14 protein-coding genes are annotated in these 15608 nt (G+C 61.4%); 12 read left to right on the forward strand and 2 right to left on the reverse strand.

Annotated features, from left to right (window positions below; translation table 11 throughout):
- Positions 1 to 66 precede the first annotated feature (66 nt).
- From AB3G88_RS00760 to AB3G88_RS00790, 7 genes are all read left to right on the forward strand, one after another.
- A complete protein-coding gene (locus AB3G88_RS00760) occupies positions 67 to 699 on the forward strand; it encodes an NADH:ubiquinone oxidoreductase subunit N (protein WP_112192895.1) in 633 nt (210 codons plus the stop codon).
- Between the two features lie 146 nt (positions 700 to 845).
- Positions 846 to 2342 (forward strand): YdgA family protein, encoded by a 1497-nt coding sequence (locus AB3G88_RS00765; RefSeq protein ID WP_099584335.1) that lies wholly within the window; start codon positions 846 to 848, stop codon positions 2340 to 2342.
- A 298-nt stretch (positions 2343 to 2640) separates the two neighbouring features.
- Positions 2641 to 5121: a poly-beta-1,6 N-acetyl-D-glucosamine export porin PgaA gene (gene pgaA, locus AB3G88_RS00770; RefSeq protein ID WP_480452782.1), complete on the forward strand. Its 2481-nt coding sequence runs from the start codon at positions 2641 to 2643 to the stop codon at positions 5119 to 5121.
- Positions 5122 to 5133: 12 nt separating this feature from the next.
- The gene (gene pgaB, locus AB3G88_RS00775; protein WP_400526097.1) at positions 5134 to 7131 is read left to right on the forward strand and encodes a poly-beta-1,6-N-acetyl-D-glucosamine N-deacetylase PgaB; all 1998 of its coding nucleotides are present in this window, start codon (positions 5134 to 5136) and stop codon (positions 7129 to 7131) included.
- A gap of 2 nt (positions 7132 to 7133) precedes the next feature.
- A complete protein-coding gene (gene pgaC, locus AB3G88_RS00780) occupies positions 7134 to 8474 on the forward strand; it encodes a poly-beta-1,6-N-acetyl-D-glucosamine synthase (protein WP_099584338.1) in 1341 nt (446 codons plus the stop codon).
- Between the two features lie 2 nt (positions 8475 to 8476).
- Positions 8477 to 8959 (forward strand): poly-beta-1,6-N-acetyl-D-glucosamine biosynthesis protein PgaD, encoded by a 483-nt coding sequence (gene pgaD, locus AB3G88_RS00785; RefSeq protein WP_099584339.1) that lies wholly within the window; start codon positions 8477 to 8479, stop codon positions 8957 to 8959.
- Positions 8960 to 9371: 412 nt separating this feature from the next.
- Positions 9372 to 9992: a hypothetical protein gene (locus AB3G88_RS00790; RefSeq protein WP_480452785.1), complete on the forward strand. Its 621-nt coding sequence runs from the start codon at positions 9372 to 9374 to the stop codon at positions 9990 to 9992.
- 90 nt (positions 9993 to 10082) lie between these two features.
- On the opposite strand, the gene AB3G88_RS00795 is transcribed toward AB3G88_RS00790, so the two are convergent.
- A complete protein-coding gene (locus AB3G88_RS00795; RefSeq protein WP_480452787.1) occupies positions 10083 to 10670 on the reverse strand; it encodes a hypothetical protein in 588 nt (195 codons plus the stop codon).
- A 16-nt stretch (positions 10671 to 10686) separates the two neighbouring features.
- Positions 10687 to 11298 carry a hypothetical protein gene (locus AB3G88_RS00800; protein ID WP_191947083.1) on the reverse strand — a complete coding sequence of 204 codons (612 nt, stop codon included), beginning with the start codon at positions 11296 to 11298 and terminating at the stop codon, positions 10687 to 10689.
- A 173-nt stretch (positions 11299 to 11471) separates the two neighbouring features.
- Between AB3G88_RS00800 and AB3G88_RS00805 the strand changes: the two genes are divergently transcribed.
- The 5 genes from AB3G88_RS00805 to AB3G88_RS00825 all read left to right on the forward strand — a co-directional run bounded on the left by AB3G88_RS00805 (position 11472) and on the right by AB3G88_RS00825 (position 15578).
- Positions 11472 to 12053, forward strand: a complete 582-nt coding sequence (locus AB3G88_RS00805; protein ID WP_480452790.1) for a hypothetical protein — start codon at positions 11472 to 11474, stop codon at positions 12051 to 12053.
- A complete protein-coding gene (locus tag AB3G88_RS00810; protein ID WP_244653407.1) occupies positions 12053 to 12772 on the forward strand; it encodes a CsgG/HfaB family protein in 720 nt (239 codons plus the stop codon). Before AB3G88_RS00805 ends, AB3G88_RS00810 begins: the two co-directional genes overlap by 1 nt.
- A 29-nt stretch (positions 12773 to 12801) precedes the next feature.
- Positions 12802 to 13164, forward strand: coding sequence for a DUF4810 domain-containing protein (locus AB3G88_RS00815; RefSeq protein WP_032884856.1), 363 nt, complete (start codon positions 12802 to 12804; stop codon positions 13162 to 13164).
- A complete protein-coding gene (locus AB3G88_RS00820) occupies positions 13161 to 13811 on the forward strand; it encodes a DUF799 domain-containing protein (protein WP_099584345.1) in 651 nt (216 codons plus the stop codon). Before AB3G88_RS00815 ends, AB3G88_RS00820 begins: the two co-directional genes overlap by 4 nt.
- Positions 13812 to 13955: 144 nt before the next feature.
- Positions 13956 to 15578 carry a vWA domain-containing protein gene (locus AB3G88_RS00825; RefSeq protein ID WP_480452792.1) on the forward strand — a complete coding sequence of 541 codons (1623 nt, stop codon included), beginning with the start codon at positions 13956 to 13958 and terminating at the stop codon, positions 15576 to 15578.
- Positions 15579 to 15608 lie beyond the last annotated feature (30 nt).

Consider the following 15608-nt stretch of genomic DNA (forward strand, 5'->3'; position numbering starts at 1 on the left):
TTGTCAGGTGGGGCGCCGTGATGCCCTGCCTGACACTGCTCGCGTTTGCTCATGGGGATTCCAATAATGAAAAACCCTTATGCTCCCGCTTTCTGGTGCGTGCTCTTCGCACTGGTGCTGTTATCGGCCGCGTATTTCTACGGCGTCATGCTCGCTCACCAGCTCGACAAGGCCATGGTCTTTCTCGACAGCGCCTGCCTGGTGATCGGTACCTTGTCCATCGGCGTGGTGGCCTGGGCTTCTTACCAGAATCAACGCATCAAGAAAAAACTCCTCGAACAAGGCAAGACCCGCGTGGCGATCTGGGACACCAAGGTTGCGCTGCGCCGGGTGGAAACGGTGTTCGACCGTTATTTCTGGGGCAGCTATTGGCAGCCGGGGCGCACGTTCCAGGAAGTCATGGGCGACCTCACCGGCACGCCGTTGGAAAAAAGCCTCGAAGTCCTGAAAAAACAGTGCGTGGCCCTCGATCAGCAGGTCGCCGAAGGTAGGCATTGGCTCAATAATGCGCGGGAATTGTCTGATGTTGCGACACAGATGGCCCGCGAACGCTACCAACTGGACTTCTGCGACCCCAAGGCCGACACCCCCGGCAATGCGGTGATACACCGCGAGTTTGAGGTGCTGGTGTACACCTGGACGGCGCGCTTGAAGAGTTTCGATCACCAGTTGGATGAAATCGAGCTGGAGTATTCCTGAACTACTACTGAACTGATCCCTCTGAAAGGCTGGGCCGTTTACGGCCGCCAGTGCTAATCTTCCCCCGCTTTCGGCGGGCTTGAGCCAACCCTTACAGGGTTCAAGGAAGACAGCCCACTTCTCACAGGATTTGATCAGGTCACTTCATGAATAAGCCAGCAGTCGTTCTTTTGGGTTTTGTTGTCGCCGTTGGCGTCGTCAGTGCAGGCGGCGCCTGGTACACCGGTAAACAACTGGAGCCGGTGCTGCAAACCGCGATCCAGAACGCCAACAAGGAACTGCAGACCTCCATGGCCGGCGTCGATGGCACCGTGGCCCTGGAGCTGGTCTCCCTGGATCGTGGGGTGTTCAGCAGCACCGCCCATTACCGTTTGAAAGGCCAAGGCTCGGTCTTCGGCGAAGACAACCCGAACCCGGAACTGCTGTTTGTCGACCATATCGAACACGGCCCGCTGCCGTTCTCGCGCCTGGTGACGCTCAAGTGGCTGCCGGTCATGGCCACCAGTCACTACGCGCTGGAAAAGAACGCCACTACCGAGAAGTGGTTCGCCGCCGCCAAAGACGTGTCACCGCTCAAAGGCGTGGCCAATATCGGTTACACCCGCTCGGTCAACGGCAACATCGAATTGCTGCCGCTGGAGTTCAAGGACGACAAATCGTCGGTGAGCTTCTCCGGCGCCAACATGAACTTCGACGGCACCGCTGAGGGCCAGAAGGTCAAGGCCGATGGCTTTATGAACAGCCTCAAGGTCGCCGCCGTGGATGCCAATGGCGAAGCCTTCGAAGCCGAGCTGTCGGGCCTGACCATCGCCAGCAATCTGGAAAAATCCACCTTCGGTTTCTACACCGGGCAAAACACCGTTGAACTGACCGACAGCAAGTTCACCTTCGGCCCGCAGAAAGCCGTGCTGACCGTCAAAGGCTTCGAGCAGAAAGACTCCAGCGAAACCAAGGACAACAACCTGGCCGGCCGTGTCGACTACAAGATCGACGAGATCGGCTATCAAGGCAAACCCGTGGGTTCGGCGGCGCTGGCTGTGAGCATGAAGAATGTCGACATCCCGGCCATGCTGGTGCTGACCAAGCTTTACCAGGACAAGATGCAGCCGGTACAAGCCGCTGCCGCCGCCAACCAGCCGGCACCTGAGCTGCAACTGACCGAAGCCGAGCAGGCCCTGGCCGAAGCCAACGTCAACCAGGTCCTGGCCGCCAAGCCGCAAGTGGCGGTGGAAAACCTGTCGCTGAAAACCACCCACGGCGAAAGCAAGTTCAGCCTGCTGGTCGACCTGGCCAAGCCGGTGTCCATGGAGCTGCCACCGGTTGAACTGGGCAAGCAGATGATTGCGCTGCTGGACGCCAACCTGACCCTGTCCAAGCCGATGATCGCTGACGTTTCCGCGCTGCAGGCGCAACTCGGCGGCGTGACCGACCCGAAAGCCATCGAGCAACAATCCCAGATGGCCGCCGAGATGGTCAGCGGCATGGCGGTGGGCACGCAGTTGGCGACCCTGGTCGGCAGCGACGTGGTGTCCAAGTTGCACTACGCCAACAATGAAGTGACGTTCAACGGTCAGAAGATGACTGTCGAGCAATTCATTGGTTTTGTGATGGCCAAAGTTGGTGCGGTGAGCGGCGCGCAGTAAATAATCTGCCCTGGCTCGCAAATAAATAATGGGGCAGCGGGCCTGCCCGCAACAGAGGTCAAACGGCTGGCGTTCATGCGTACCGAGCCCTTCTGTTGCAGGCAAGTCTGCTCCCGCATTCACATTTCAGATTTGCCCGCAATTCTGAACAATTGTTCTGAATTGGCCTTCTGCCAACTTTCCTAAGAGATAGTTCACACAGGAAAGCTAGGCCGGGTCATTAGACGCCGGCACCCTGCAGCGAATCGCGCAGGACCACCTATCGTTACAGCTTTCCGTGTGTAAGGAAGCTCACGATATGTTGCGAAACCTACCACTCAGTGCATCAGGCCGGTTGCGACTGCTCGTCGGGGCAGCTTTATGCAGCCAGCTATTGATGCCCGCTTTCGCCATGGCCGATCCGGCCTATGACGCGCTGATCATCCAGGCGCGCAACGGCAACTTCACACCCGCCCTTACCCAATTGCGTCAGCTGTCGGCCGAGCGCCAGACGCCAGGCCAGGTCAGCGATCATGTGGTGATCGCCGGTTGGGCCGGCCAGGATGCTGAAGTACTTAAGGTGTACGAGGCCGAGGGTAAACATCGCAACCTCAGCACCCAGGCGCTCGCCACCGTGGCGCGCACCTATCGCAATCAAAAGCAGTGGGCCCAGGCAGAGGCGGTCTATCGCCAGGCGCTGCTGCGTGAGCCAAATAACATCGACCTGCAACTGGGCCTCGCCCTGACCCAGGCCGACGGTGGCAAGACCACCGAAGCCGTGCAACGCACCCGTGCGCTGGTGGCCGCCAAGCCCGATGACCCCAACCGGCGCATGGCCCTGGGGTACGCGCTGACCCGCGCCGGCTTGAACTACGACGCGTTGTTTGAATTCGACCAGGCGTTTATCCGCGCCGGCGCCAAGCCTGAAGTCGCCCGCGAATACATCGTTGCCCTGCAAAAGGCCCGCCTGCCGGAAGCCGCGTTGCGCCTGTCGACCCAACGTCCCGGCCTGCTGGACCCGGTCACTCAACGGCGCCTGGAAGGCGACCTCGCCGCCGAGCGCGTGCGCATGGCCGAGTTCGCCACGCGCAGCGAAAAAGATCGCTACGTGATTGCCGACCGCGCCCTGGCGGACTACGACAAACTGCTCGCCCGCTGGACCCCGGACGCCACCGCCCATGACGACGTGGTGCGCTGGCGCATCGACCGCCTCGGTGCGCTCAAGGCGCGGGCGCGTACCGCCGAAGTGATCCGTGAGTACGAAATTCTTAAAGGCGAAGGCGTGCAATTGCCGACCTACGCCGTGCGCTGGGTGGCCGCGTCCTACCTCGACCAACGCCAGCCGGAAAAGGCCGAGCCGCTGTATCGCCAGGTCCTGAGCGCCACCGACGCCGAACCCGATGACCGGGTCGAAGACACCACCGCGTTGTTCTACGCCTTGCAGGAAAGCGACAAAGGCGAGGACGCCAACGAGGTTGCCAAGGGGCTCGCCAACAGCCAGAAACCCCGTGTCGAACTCAAGGGTCTGCCCGTCGGCAACCCCAACGACGCGTGGATGGACGCCCAGCAACTGTCGGCCCAGGCTGGCGTGTACGGCGGCGACCTGCCGGGCAGCGAAGCCGGTTTGGAAGCGCTGGTCGCCAAGGCTCCGGGTAACGTCGGCCTGCGCCTGGCCCAGGCCGACATGTACCGCGCCCGCGATCTGCCCCGGCGCGCCGAAGGCATCCTCAAGGAAACCGAAGCCCAGGCCCCGCGCGACATCGGCCTGGAAGTGAGCCAGGCGTACACCGCGATGGACCTTCAGGAGTGGCGCCAGCTCGACGTGCTTACCGACGACGTGGTTGCGCGCAACCCGGACAACCGCCAAGTGCAGCGCCTCAGCCGCCTGCGCGATGTGCATGACATGGCTGAGCTGCGCGTCGAGGCCTACACCGGTAAAAGCTTCGGCGGCGGTAACGACAGCGAGGCAGGGGCGGTTTCGGGGAGTCGTGACTGGGGCATCGAAAGCCGTCTCTACACGCCGCCCATCGACGAAGACTGGCGCCTGTTCGCGGGTGCCGGCTACGCCCGTGCAGATTTCGAAGAGGGCACCGGCCAGCATCGCTGGCAGGTGGTCGGTGTAGAGCGGCGCACCCGCGACATGACCATCGAAGCCGAGGTCTCCAACCATTCCTACGGCGATGGCTCCAAACAAGGCGCCGCGATTTCGATTGCCCGCGACATCAACGACCACTGGCAATACGGCGGCAGCCTCGGCTACCTGCTGAGCACCACGCCGTTGCGCGCGCTGAATGACGGCATCACGGCCAACGGCGGCAGCGGGTTTGTCCGCTGGCGCGCCAACGAAAGCCGCGAGTGGAAACTGACCCTCAGCCCGTCCCATTTCAGCGACGGCAACGACCGCTTCGAAGCCTTGCTCAGCGGCCGCGAGGGCCTCTACAGCTCGCCGAGGGTGCAAGTCGACCTGGGCCTGGAAGTCGGCGCCAGCCGCAACAGCAAGGAAGACACGGTGTACTTCAATCCGAAGTCGGATTTCACCGTGCTGCCCGTCCTCACCATCAACCATGTGCTTTATCACCGCTACGAGACCCAGTGGAGTCAGCAGTTCCAGGTCGGTGCGGGTACGTATAGCCAGCGTGATTACTCCACCGGCGGCATGGCGTTGATCGGCTACGGCCAACGCTATCGCTGGAACGATGTACTGGACGTTGGCGCCAACCTGAGCCTGATCAGCCGACCTTACGACGGTGATCGCGAACGCGATCTGCGCCTGCTCGTCGACCTCACTTACCGTTTCTAAAAGAGCCTGACCATGACCTTCCTCAGCCGTTGCTTGTTGGTTCTGGGTGTATTGCTGGCCAGTGCCTGCGCCCAGCAACCCGCACCTTTCACTCCACCCGCCGAGCGGCCGACCCCGCTCAACGAACAGGCGTGGCCGAAAAACCATTTCCTGGGCATTGCCTACCACGACGTGTCGGATCGCGATCCCGACCAGGCCGTGGTGGCGGTGCGCACCGAGCGTTTGATCGAACAATTGGCCTGGCTGCGCGAGAACGGCTACCAGGCGGTCAGCGTTGACCAAATCCTGGCCGCCCGCCGTGGCGGCCCGGCATTGCCGCCCAAAGCCATCATGCTCAGCTTCGACGATGGCTATTCGAGCTTCTACACCCGCGTGCTGCCGATTTTGCGCGCCTACCACTGGCCGGCCCTGCTGGCGCCAGTGGGCAGTTGGATCGACACACCGCTCAACCAGCCGGTGGACTTTGCCGGCTCGCCCCGGCCGCGTGGCGAGTTCCTGACCTGGCAGCAGATTCGCGAAGTGTCCCAGTCCGGCCTGGTGGAAATCGCCGCACACACCGACGCCAATCACAAAGGCATCCTCGCCAACCCCCAGGGCAACCTGGAGCCGGCGGCGACCTCGTTGCGTTTTGACCCGGCTACCGGGCGTTATGAAAGCCAGGCGCAGTTCGATGCGCGGTTGCGTGCGGACGTGGTGGCGATCTCCAACAAAATCCAAACCGTCACCGGCAAGAAACCACGGGTCTGGGTGTGGCCATACGGCGCGGCCAAAGGCACCTCGCTGGCCATTGTCGGCGAGCAGGGCTACCAGATGGCCCTGACCCTGGAAGACGGCCTCGACAGCTCCGATAACCTGATGAACAGCCCGCGCTTCCTGGTGGCTTCCGACCCGGATGGCGAGCATTTCGCCAACAGCATCGTCGCGGTGCAAACCCCGGCACCGCTGCGGGTGCTGCATGTGGACCTGGATAACGTCTACGACCCGGATGCTGCCCAACAAGCGCGCAACCTCGACCAGTTGGTGCAACGCGTGGTGGACATGGGCGCCGGTACCGTATTCCTGCAAGCCTTCGCCGACCCCAAGGGTGACGGCCTGGTGCACTCGCTGTACTTCCCCAACCGCCACCTGCCGATGCGCGCCGACTTGTTCAACCGCGTCGCCTGGCAACTGCACACCCGTGCCCATGCCAGCGTGTATGCCTGGATGCCAGTGCTGAGTTTTGCCCTTGATCCCAAGCTGCCGCGTGTGACGCGCTGGGACCCGGAAACCGGCAAGGTGGGCATCGACCCGGATCAATACAAACGCCTGTCGCCGTTCGACCCGCAAGTGCGCAAAATCATTGGCGAGCTCTATGAAGACCTGGCGCGCAACAGTGCCATCGACGGGGTGCTGTACCACGACGACGCGGTGTTCTCGGACTTCGAAGATGCCAGCCCCGCCGCACTCAAGGCCTATGCCGCCAACGGCCTGCCGGGCAGCATCGAGGCCCTGCGCGCCGACCCTGCGGCGATGCAGCGCTGGACGCGCTTCAAGAGCCGCTACCTGATCGACTTCACCAATGAGCTGACCGCCAAGGTCCGCGCCATTGCCGGGCCGCAGGTGCTGACCGCGCGCAATATCTTCGCGCAGCCGATGCTCAACCCCGAAAGCGAAGCCTGGTTCGCGCAGAACCTTGATGACTTCCTACAGACCTACGACTGGACCGCGCCCATGGCCATGCCGCTGATGGAAGGCGAGACGCTGAAAAACTCCAACGCCTGGCTGGAAAAGCTGGTGGCGACGGTCAAGGCCCGCCCCGGTGCAATGCAGCGAACCGTATTCGAGCTGCAAGCCAAAGACTGGCGCACCCCGGATGCCCCTGACCTGTCCGCCGCGCAAATGGCTGAATGGATGGGTGTACTCAAGCGCCAGGGTGTCACGAGTTTTGGCTACTACCCGGACAACTTCCTGGAAAATTCCCCGGACCTGAAGACTGTGCGTCCGGCCCTTTCCAACCAATGGAACCCTTGACCATGTTCGACAGAATCCTGGCTTTATTCGTGCTGGCACTGGTCTTGGGCGTGCCCCTGGGCCTGATCTTCCTGGTCACCGGGCAGTTCCTGATGGACTTCGTGTTCTTCTACCCGCTGTTCATGTCGGCGTTGTGGATTGCCGGCGGCTTGTACTTCTGGCTGCACTGGGAGCGCCACTGGCCTTGGGAAGAAGACACCCCGGCGCCGACTCTGGCCGGCAACCCGCTGATATCGATCATCATCCCTTGCTACAACGAGGGGGATAACGCCGCCGACACCATCCATGCGGCGCTCGGTCAGCTGTACACGAACATCGAAGTGATCGCAGTCAACGACGGTTCCAAAGACAACACCGCCGCCGTGCTCGATGCCCTGGCGCTGGAACATCCCCGCCTGCGGGTGCTGCACCTGGCGCAGAACCAGGGCAAGGCCGTGGCCTTGCGCATGGGCGCCGTGGCGGCGCGCAGTGAGTACCTGGTGTGCATCGACGGCGATGCGCTGCTTGATAAAAACGCAGCGGCCTACATGGTCGCGCCGATGCTCGACAACCCGCGCCTGGGCGCCGTGACCGGCAACCCACGCATCCGCACACGCTCGACCTTGATCGGCCGCGTGCAGGTGGGCGAGTTCTCCTCGATCATCGGCTTGATCAAGCGCACCCAGCGCGTATTCGGGCGGATCTTCACCGTGTCGGGTGTGGTGGTGGCGTTCCGTAAAAAGGCGCTGGACCGTATCGACTACTGGTCCACCGACATGATCACCGAAGACATCGACGTCAGCTGGAAGCTGCAACTGGACCACTGGAGCATCTTCTACGAGCCGCGCGCACTGTGCTGGATCCTGATGCCCGAAACCGTCGGCGGCCTGTGGAAACAACGCCTGCGCTGGGCCCAGGGTGGTGCCGAAGTGTTGTTCAAAAACATTCGTGGCATCTGGCAATGGCGTCACCGCTACCTGTGGCCGCTGTTGTTCGAATACTGCCTGTCCACCGGCTGGGCCTTCACCTTCATGCTCTCGGTGATCTTTTGGGGCGTGGGTAAGTTCATCCCGCTGCCCCAGGCCATCGCCGTGGACTCACTGATGCCGCCGGCGTTTACCGGCCTGGTGTTGGCGATGGTGTGCCTGCTGCAATTCGCAGTCAGCATCCTGATCGACCGCCGCTACGAGAAAGACCTGTGGAAAACCCTGTTCTGGACCGTGTGGTACCCGATGGTGTTCTGGCTGGTCAGCCTGTTCACCACGTTGGTCAGTTTCCCCAAAGTGCTGTTCAACCAGCACCAGAAACGCGCGCGTTGGGTCAGCCCCGATCGCGGTATCAAACCTGTTGAAGAGGAGGCGTGATCATGAAACTGGTCAGAACTCGCCAAAGTACCGTGATGTGGATCATCGACGTGATCCTGACCCTGATGGCCTGGGCCGGACTGGTCTGGCTGCTGGCGCGTGGGATCACCTCGATGCTCGACACCCACGGCGGCCCGCGCATCGAGGCGCCGATCTTCGCCGCGCTCAACACCTTGCAGATCTACCTGTGGATCGCATTGTTCAACGCCGTGATCCTGGTCTCCTGGGCGCGCTACCAGCAACGCAAGGGGCGCAAATTCGCCCAGCGCCGCGCCGAGGCCAAGGCCCTCAGCGACAAGCGCCTGAGCGAAAGCTTCAGCCTGGCGGAGGGCGACCTGGAGCAACTGCGCCGGCCAGGCGTGTTGGTGATCCACAACGACGAAGAGGGCGGCGTATCGGAAGTCAAAGCCCATGTCTCCCGTGACGTGGAAAAGCCAGGGTTGACCCTCGTGCCTGGCGCAACCCAAAGCAAAGACGCCAGCTAAGGCTGTAAACCCGATCCAATGTGGGAGGGGGCTTGCCCTATTGCCAGTCAGTTAAGGACGAACGCCGTACCTGTGGCGAGGGAGCTTGCTCCCGCTGGGCTGCGATATAGGTGGTCCGTTCCTTGTTCACAAAGAATGGGACTGCTGCGCAGTCCAACGGGAGCAAGCTCTTATCAAACAAAATATAACCCATTGTTTTTGCTCTTAAAAAATCAATCTGCCTTGACCAGTTGCATCCCCAGCTTGCGCGCTTTTCGTTCTAAAGCGCGCAGTTGGCGGTCACGGCTCTTCTCCTCAAATGCTTCAAGTCCCTTTTCCACAATAAGCCGGAGTGGCATCTTATGGACGCAAATCCCCCGCTATGCGCCTGACCTTTCCGGCCCGCAATTATTTAGACCCAAGGAAGCTGTCAATGAAACTGTATTGTCTGTTTATCTCACTCACTGCACTGGCGACCTGCACCAGCAGCTTCGCTGCGGCGCCTGCCCTGCAAAATTTTCTCGCCTGCGACCAGAACTCCCTGGCGGTGGTAAGCCAGGCAGGGCTCAAGGAGCGTGTTGCCCATAAGCTGGCGAACGGCAAGATCACGCTCAGCGGCGGCACAAAGTCCGATATGGGCCAGCGCTGGATGTTCGACACGCCACTGACGCTTGACGGTATGACCTTGACCGGCTTTTTCGCCGAAGACCAGGACCTGATGGGCTCGCGCATCATCAACTGGGGTTTCTACACCGAGCAGGCGCCCGACGCGCTTTACGCGCAGCTGAGTAAAGTACCGGGTACGGCGTTGGAGAAAGCCAACGGTATCTACGCGCGTGCGCAGATCTGGTCGCACAAGCAATCAGCCTGGGTGCCGGAAGGCGGCGATGACAACGCGGGCAAGCTGGTCACCGATACGGCCGAACGCATCTTGATGGTCGAGCCCGCACCCGGTGACCTGGCCAAGACCAGCAATGGCATGATCACCTGCTCGGTTCAGGGCGCGGTGAGCGCAGCGATGCTCAAGACCACTCAACCTGACCTGATCAAGTGAGCGGAGGCCGGTAGCGATACCGCAGGCATGCTGAATGCCTGCGGTGTTCTCTGGTTTTTCGCGAGCAAGCTCGCTCCTACAGGGGCGGGGTTACAGCAACTTGCGCTGCACCGCCTCATCCAGCGTACTGCGCGTCAACGCCTCGACCACTTCCCGTGTGTCGCTCTGGAACGGGAGGCCCACGATCAGTACCAGATGCATCCAGGTGCGCACCGATTCGCTCTTTTTGACGCGGCCCAGTTCCTTGCCATCCTTGTCCTTGAACACTGTCTCCAGGGTGAAGATGTTTTTCGCCGTGGTCGGGATAACGAAGAACGTGAAACCGGTGATAAACGCCGACACCGGGCTGTATTCCTCATTGTTGTGCAGCGTGGCATCCACGTAGATGTCCGAGTCGACCTTGTCGGTGCTCACCCGCGAAAAGCGCTGGGAGTCACGATACGAATCGGCCACGGCCTTTTCCCACATCACCACCGGGGCGCCGACGGCTGCGTTGCCCGGGCCGCCGTTGACGTGGTTCTGCGCGGTGGTGTGCACATACGCCGTGGGCTTTTGCGCCGGTGCGTTGGCGGTCGGTGGCCAGGTCTGTACGGCTGGCAGTTCGTGCTGCGAGTAGGACACGCAACCGGTCAGCAAGACCGCTGCGAGTACCAGGCTGTGTTTGATCAATCCTTTCATGTTTCGCTTCCTTTAATTACGGTTTGGCCAGGTTGGCAGTGGCGGTGTCGAGCAATTGCCCGACCAGTTTGGTCAGCTGTTGGCCGCCCATTGAAGGCGCCCAATATTGGCCGCTGTAAAGCCCGACGTTGTGCTCGAACTTGATCGAGTCCTTGGCCTTGGCCAGCTCTTTACCAGTGCGGTCGACAATCACCAGGTCGCCGGCCACCTCGAAGCTGTCCACGTAAATCGGGCCGTTGACCCAGATCCAGATGGTCAGCGTCAGCAGCGCGCCGGGGACGTACGCCGGGTGCGGTGCGCGATGGCCTTTGAGGGCGGTCATGTTGAATTTGAGTGTCACATCCTGCTCGCCCAGGCGTACCGGGTACTCAGTAACTTGCTTGAAGTAACCCGCCGTGCGCACGTACTGGGTGATCTGGGCCGTCAGGGAGCTGCTGATGGCAGCCTTGTTGGCCTCATTGACGTCGGCGGCGCTCACCGCCACATCAGCAATTTGCGCGCTGCGCGGGCTGCTGACAGCTACGGGGTGGAGCGGGGCGGCGATAGGGCCGGTGACGGTGTAGGAAACGCAGCCGGTCATCGACAGCGCGGCGAGCAGGGCCGAAGCCCGGAGAAAAACTTTAAACACGCAATATCCCTATTAATAAACAGACCCAACACAGTGTCTCGACCGCATGGTACACAACTTGAGAAATGTGCGGCGGCGCACGCAGGCGACCGAAAGCACTTGAGAAGCCCTCTCAACCCCGTAAAATGCCGCGATTGTTTAAAGCACGATACTTTTCAGGGACGAATTCAGACATGCGCGCGTTTGCCGTATTCCTCGTTGCCTGCCTGATGGCGGGCTGCGCCTCCAAGCCGGAGTACTATATTTCTCCGGCGCCGGTGACTATTCCCAAGACGGCCACTTACTGGCTCGATACCTTTGATGTTGAAGTGGTGGGCAAGAACGAGCGTTTTTTGCCGGATGACAAGGTGCGCCAGCAACTGGGCGTCGATCTGGTCGACCGCCTGCTCAGCGCCAAGCGTTATGCGACCAGCAAGGAAAAGGCCGATTACCTGTTGGACGTGAGCATCGTCTATACGCGCCATATCCCTGACTCCAAAGGTGGCCTCGCGACGTTGATCGTGGATGACAACACCATTCTGGCCGCTGTCGATTTCAGCTATCAGGTCAAGGTCAAGAAGGGGGCTGGCGAGGTGCTGCATTTTGCCAAGACGCGTAACAACCTTGTGCCCGCCGGTGTGATGGGTGAAGCACAAAAGTGGAGGACCATGGGCGGTATCATCACCAACTCCGGTAACTCCAGCGTCGAGCGTTTTTATACCGGCGTTTTGAGTCGCGACATCGTCGATGACCTGCGCGCCATTCCCTCTCGTTAATGCTGTCTACTACCGATTTATCACCCCAGGAGCACTACGTGAAAGCACTCTCCAAAATCCTGCTGTCAGGCCTCACCGCCGCAGCGCTGCTGACCGTGGCCGGTTGCGCCACCGAAAGCAATCGCGCCATGCCGGTGGAGCAGGTTGCCAGCGCCCACGTTGCCTATTCTGGCGTGCGCGTGCCGATTGCCGTGGGTAAGTTCGACAACCGCTCCAGCTACATGCGCGGCATCTTCTCCGATGGCGTTGACCGTCTCGGCGGCCAGGCCAAGACCATCCTCATCACCCACCTGCAGCAAACCAACCGCTTCAGCGTGCTGGACCGCGACAACATGGGCGAAATCTCCCAGGAAGCCGCGATCAAAGGCACCGCGCAGAAGCTCAAGGGCGCTGACTACGTAGTGACCGGCGACGTGACCGAGTTCGGCCGCAAAGAAACCGGCGACCGCCAGCTGTTCGGCATCCTCGGCCGTGGCAAAACCCAAGTGGCCTACGCCAAAGTTGCGCTGAATATCGTCAACATCAGCACCTCCGAAGTGGTGTATTCCACCCAGGGCGCCGGTGAATACGCGCTGTCCAACCGTGAAGTGGTCGGCTTCGGCGGCACCGCCAGCTACGACTCCACCCTCAATGGCAAGGTCCTGGACCTGGCCATGCGCGAAGCGATCAACCGCCTGGTCGACGGCATCAACGCCGGCGCCTGGAACCCGCGCAACTGATCAGCAACACCTCAAGGAGCAGTACACGGATGAGCAAGGCAGTGAAGTTGGCGCTGATGCTGACAGCAATCGCGGCAGTCGCCGGGTGCCACACGGCGCCCCAACCCCTGTATCAATGGGAAAGCTACCAGCCGCAGGTTTATGAGTACTTCAAGGGCGAGCCCAAGGAAGCGCAGGTCGAGGCACTGGAACGCGATCTGCAAAAGATCAACGCCAGTGGCCGCAAGGCGCCGCCGGGTTACCACGCGCACCTGGGCATGCTGTATCTGAGCATGGGCAAGGATGATCAGATGGTGCAGGAGTTCCGCACCGAGAAAGCACTGTTCCCTGAGTCCGCCGCCTACATGGACTTTCTGCTGAAAAACGCCAAGACCGGAGTGGCCACCAAATGAGCCTGTTAAAACTCACTGGCGCCTTGCTGGCCCTGGCGTTGCTCGGCGGTTGTGCGACGCCCAAGACCGTGGATTACACGGCGTATAAACAGGCGCGGCCGAAGTCGATCCTGGTGCTGCCACCGATCAATGAATCCCCGGAAGTGCAGGCCTCGTACAGCCTGGTCTCGCAAGTGACCTACCCGCTGGCCGAAGCCGGTTACTACGTGTTGCCGATCGCTCTGGTGGACGAAACCTTCCGCCAGAACGGCCTGACCACCGCCAACGATATCCAGGGCCTGGCGCCGACCAAGCTGCATGACATCTTTGGTGCGGACGCGGCGCTGTACATCACCGTCAGCGAGTACGGCACCAAGTACATGCTGATCGCCAGCGACACCGCCGTGACCGCTTCGGCCAAACTGGTCGACCTGCGCACCGGCACCACCTTGTGGACCGGCACCGCACGCGCGTCCAGCGAGGAAGGCAACAACAACGGCGGTGGCCTGGTGGGCATGTTGATTACGGCGGCGGTCAAGCAGGTGATCAACAGCTCCACCGACGCAGCGCACCCGATTGCCGGTATCACCAGTGCACGCCTGCTGTCACCGGGCCAACGTGCCGGGATCCTATACGGCCCGCGCAACCCCAAGTACGGCACGGACTGAGTCAATAACCTCGGTTCAACTGTGGGAGGGGCTTGCCCCCTCCCACAATTGGTCTGCAGTGTTATCTGAAGCCGATTTAACCCGAACACCCCACCCCCCGCGTCTGACCTTGTGAACAGATCATTCACTCACGAGGCTCAGCCCATGTCCCATCCTCTGCTCTTCCTGCGTCCTGCCGCCCAAGGTTTTGCCGTTACCGTGCTGGTGGCGCTGGCTGGGTGTGAGTCGTCCTCTTCCCCCGATTTGGCCGAACCGGCCGCCCCCGTCGCCGAGCTGCAAAGCGCGCCGATGCAAGGCGCACTGGTCAAACGCATGGCTATGCCCGCACCGATGCGGATGCAGGAGTCGGTGGCGATGGACTACCGCAGCGAACCCCGTGAGCAATACGCCAACCTGCCGGACAACCCGGTGCACCGTGTGGCCGAAACACCGGTCTCCACCTTCAGCGTCGATGTCGACACCGGCAGCTACGCCAACGTACGACGTTTCCTCAACCAAGGCAGCCTGCCGCCCGAAGGCGCTGTGCGATTGGAGGAAATGGTCAACTACTTTCCCTACAGCTACGCACTGCCCAGCGACGGCTCACCGTTTGGCGTAACCACCGAACTCGCTGCCACACCGTGGAACCCGCACACCCAACTGCTACGCATCGGCATCAAGGCGTCCGACCGTGCCGTGGCGGAGCTGGCGCCGGCCAACCTGGTGTTCCTGGTGGACGTGTCCGGTTCCATGGACCGCCGCGAAGGCTTGCCGTTGGTGCAAGGTACGCTGAAATTGCTGGTGGATCAGTTGCGTGATCAGGACCGGGTTTCGCTGGTGGTGTATGCCGGTGAATCCCGCGTGGTGCTCAAGCCCACCTCGGGGCGCGACAAGGCCAAGATCCGCAATGCCATTGATCAACTCACTGCTGGCGGTTCCACGGCAGGCGCATCCGGCATCGAACTGGCCTATCAGATGGCCCGTGAAGGCTATATCGACAAGGGCATCAACCGCATCCTGCTGGCCACCGACGGTGACTTCAATGTGGGCATCAGCGACTTCGACAGCCTCAAGCAGATGGCTGCCGAGCAGCGTACAAGCGGCGTCTCGCTGACCACCCTCGGCTTCGGTGTGGATAACTACAACGAACACCTGATGGAACAACTGGCCGATGCGGGCGACGGCAACTACGCCTACATCGACACCCTGCGCGAAGCCCGCAAAGTGCTGGTGGACCAACTCAGTTCCACCCTGGCCGTGGTGGCGCGGGATGTGAAACTGCAGGTGGAATTCAACCCGGCCCAGGTCAGCGAATATCGCTTGCTGGGCTACGAAAACCGCGCCTTGAAGCGTGAGGATTTTAACAACGACAAGGTCGACGCCGGCGAAATTGGCGCAGGGCATACCGTGACCGCGCTGTACGAAATCGTACCGAAGGGCGAGAAGGGCTGGTTGGAGCCGTTGCGCTACGCCAGCGCGCCTGCGGTCGAGGCTAAGTCCGATGAACTGGCGATGCTGCGCGTGCGCTACAAGCCTGCTGCAGGCGGTGATAGCCGCTTGATCGAGCGGCCCATCAGCCAAGAAGCCGCCAAGGCCAGTGACGACCTGCGCTTCGCGGCGGCGGTAGCCGCCTTCGCCCAACAGCTCAAGGGCGATGGCCGTTACACTGGCAACATGAGCTTGAAGGACACCGCAGCACTGGCCCGCTCGGCGCGGGGCGATGACCCGTTCGGCCTGCGCAATGAATTCGTGCAATTGGTCGAACTGGCTCAAAGCCTGAAACCCTGAATGTGGGAGGGGGCTTGCCCCCGATGACAC

It is taken from the genome of Pseudomonas arvensis (genome assembly GCF_056688935.1).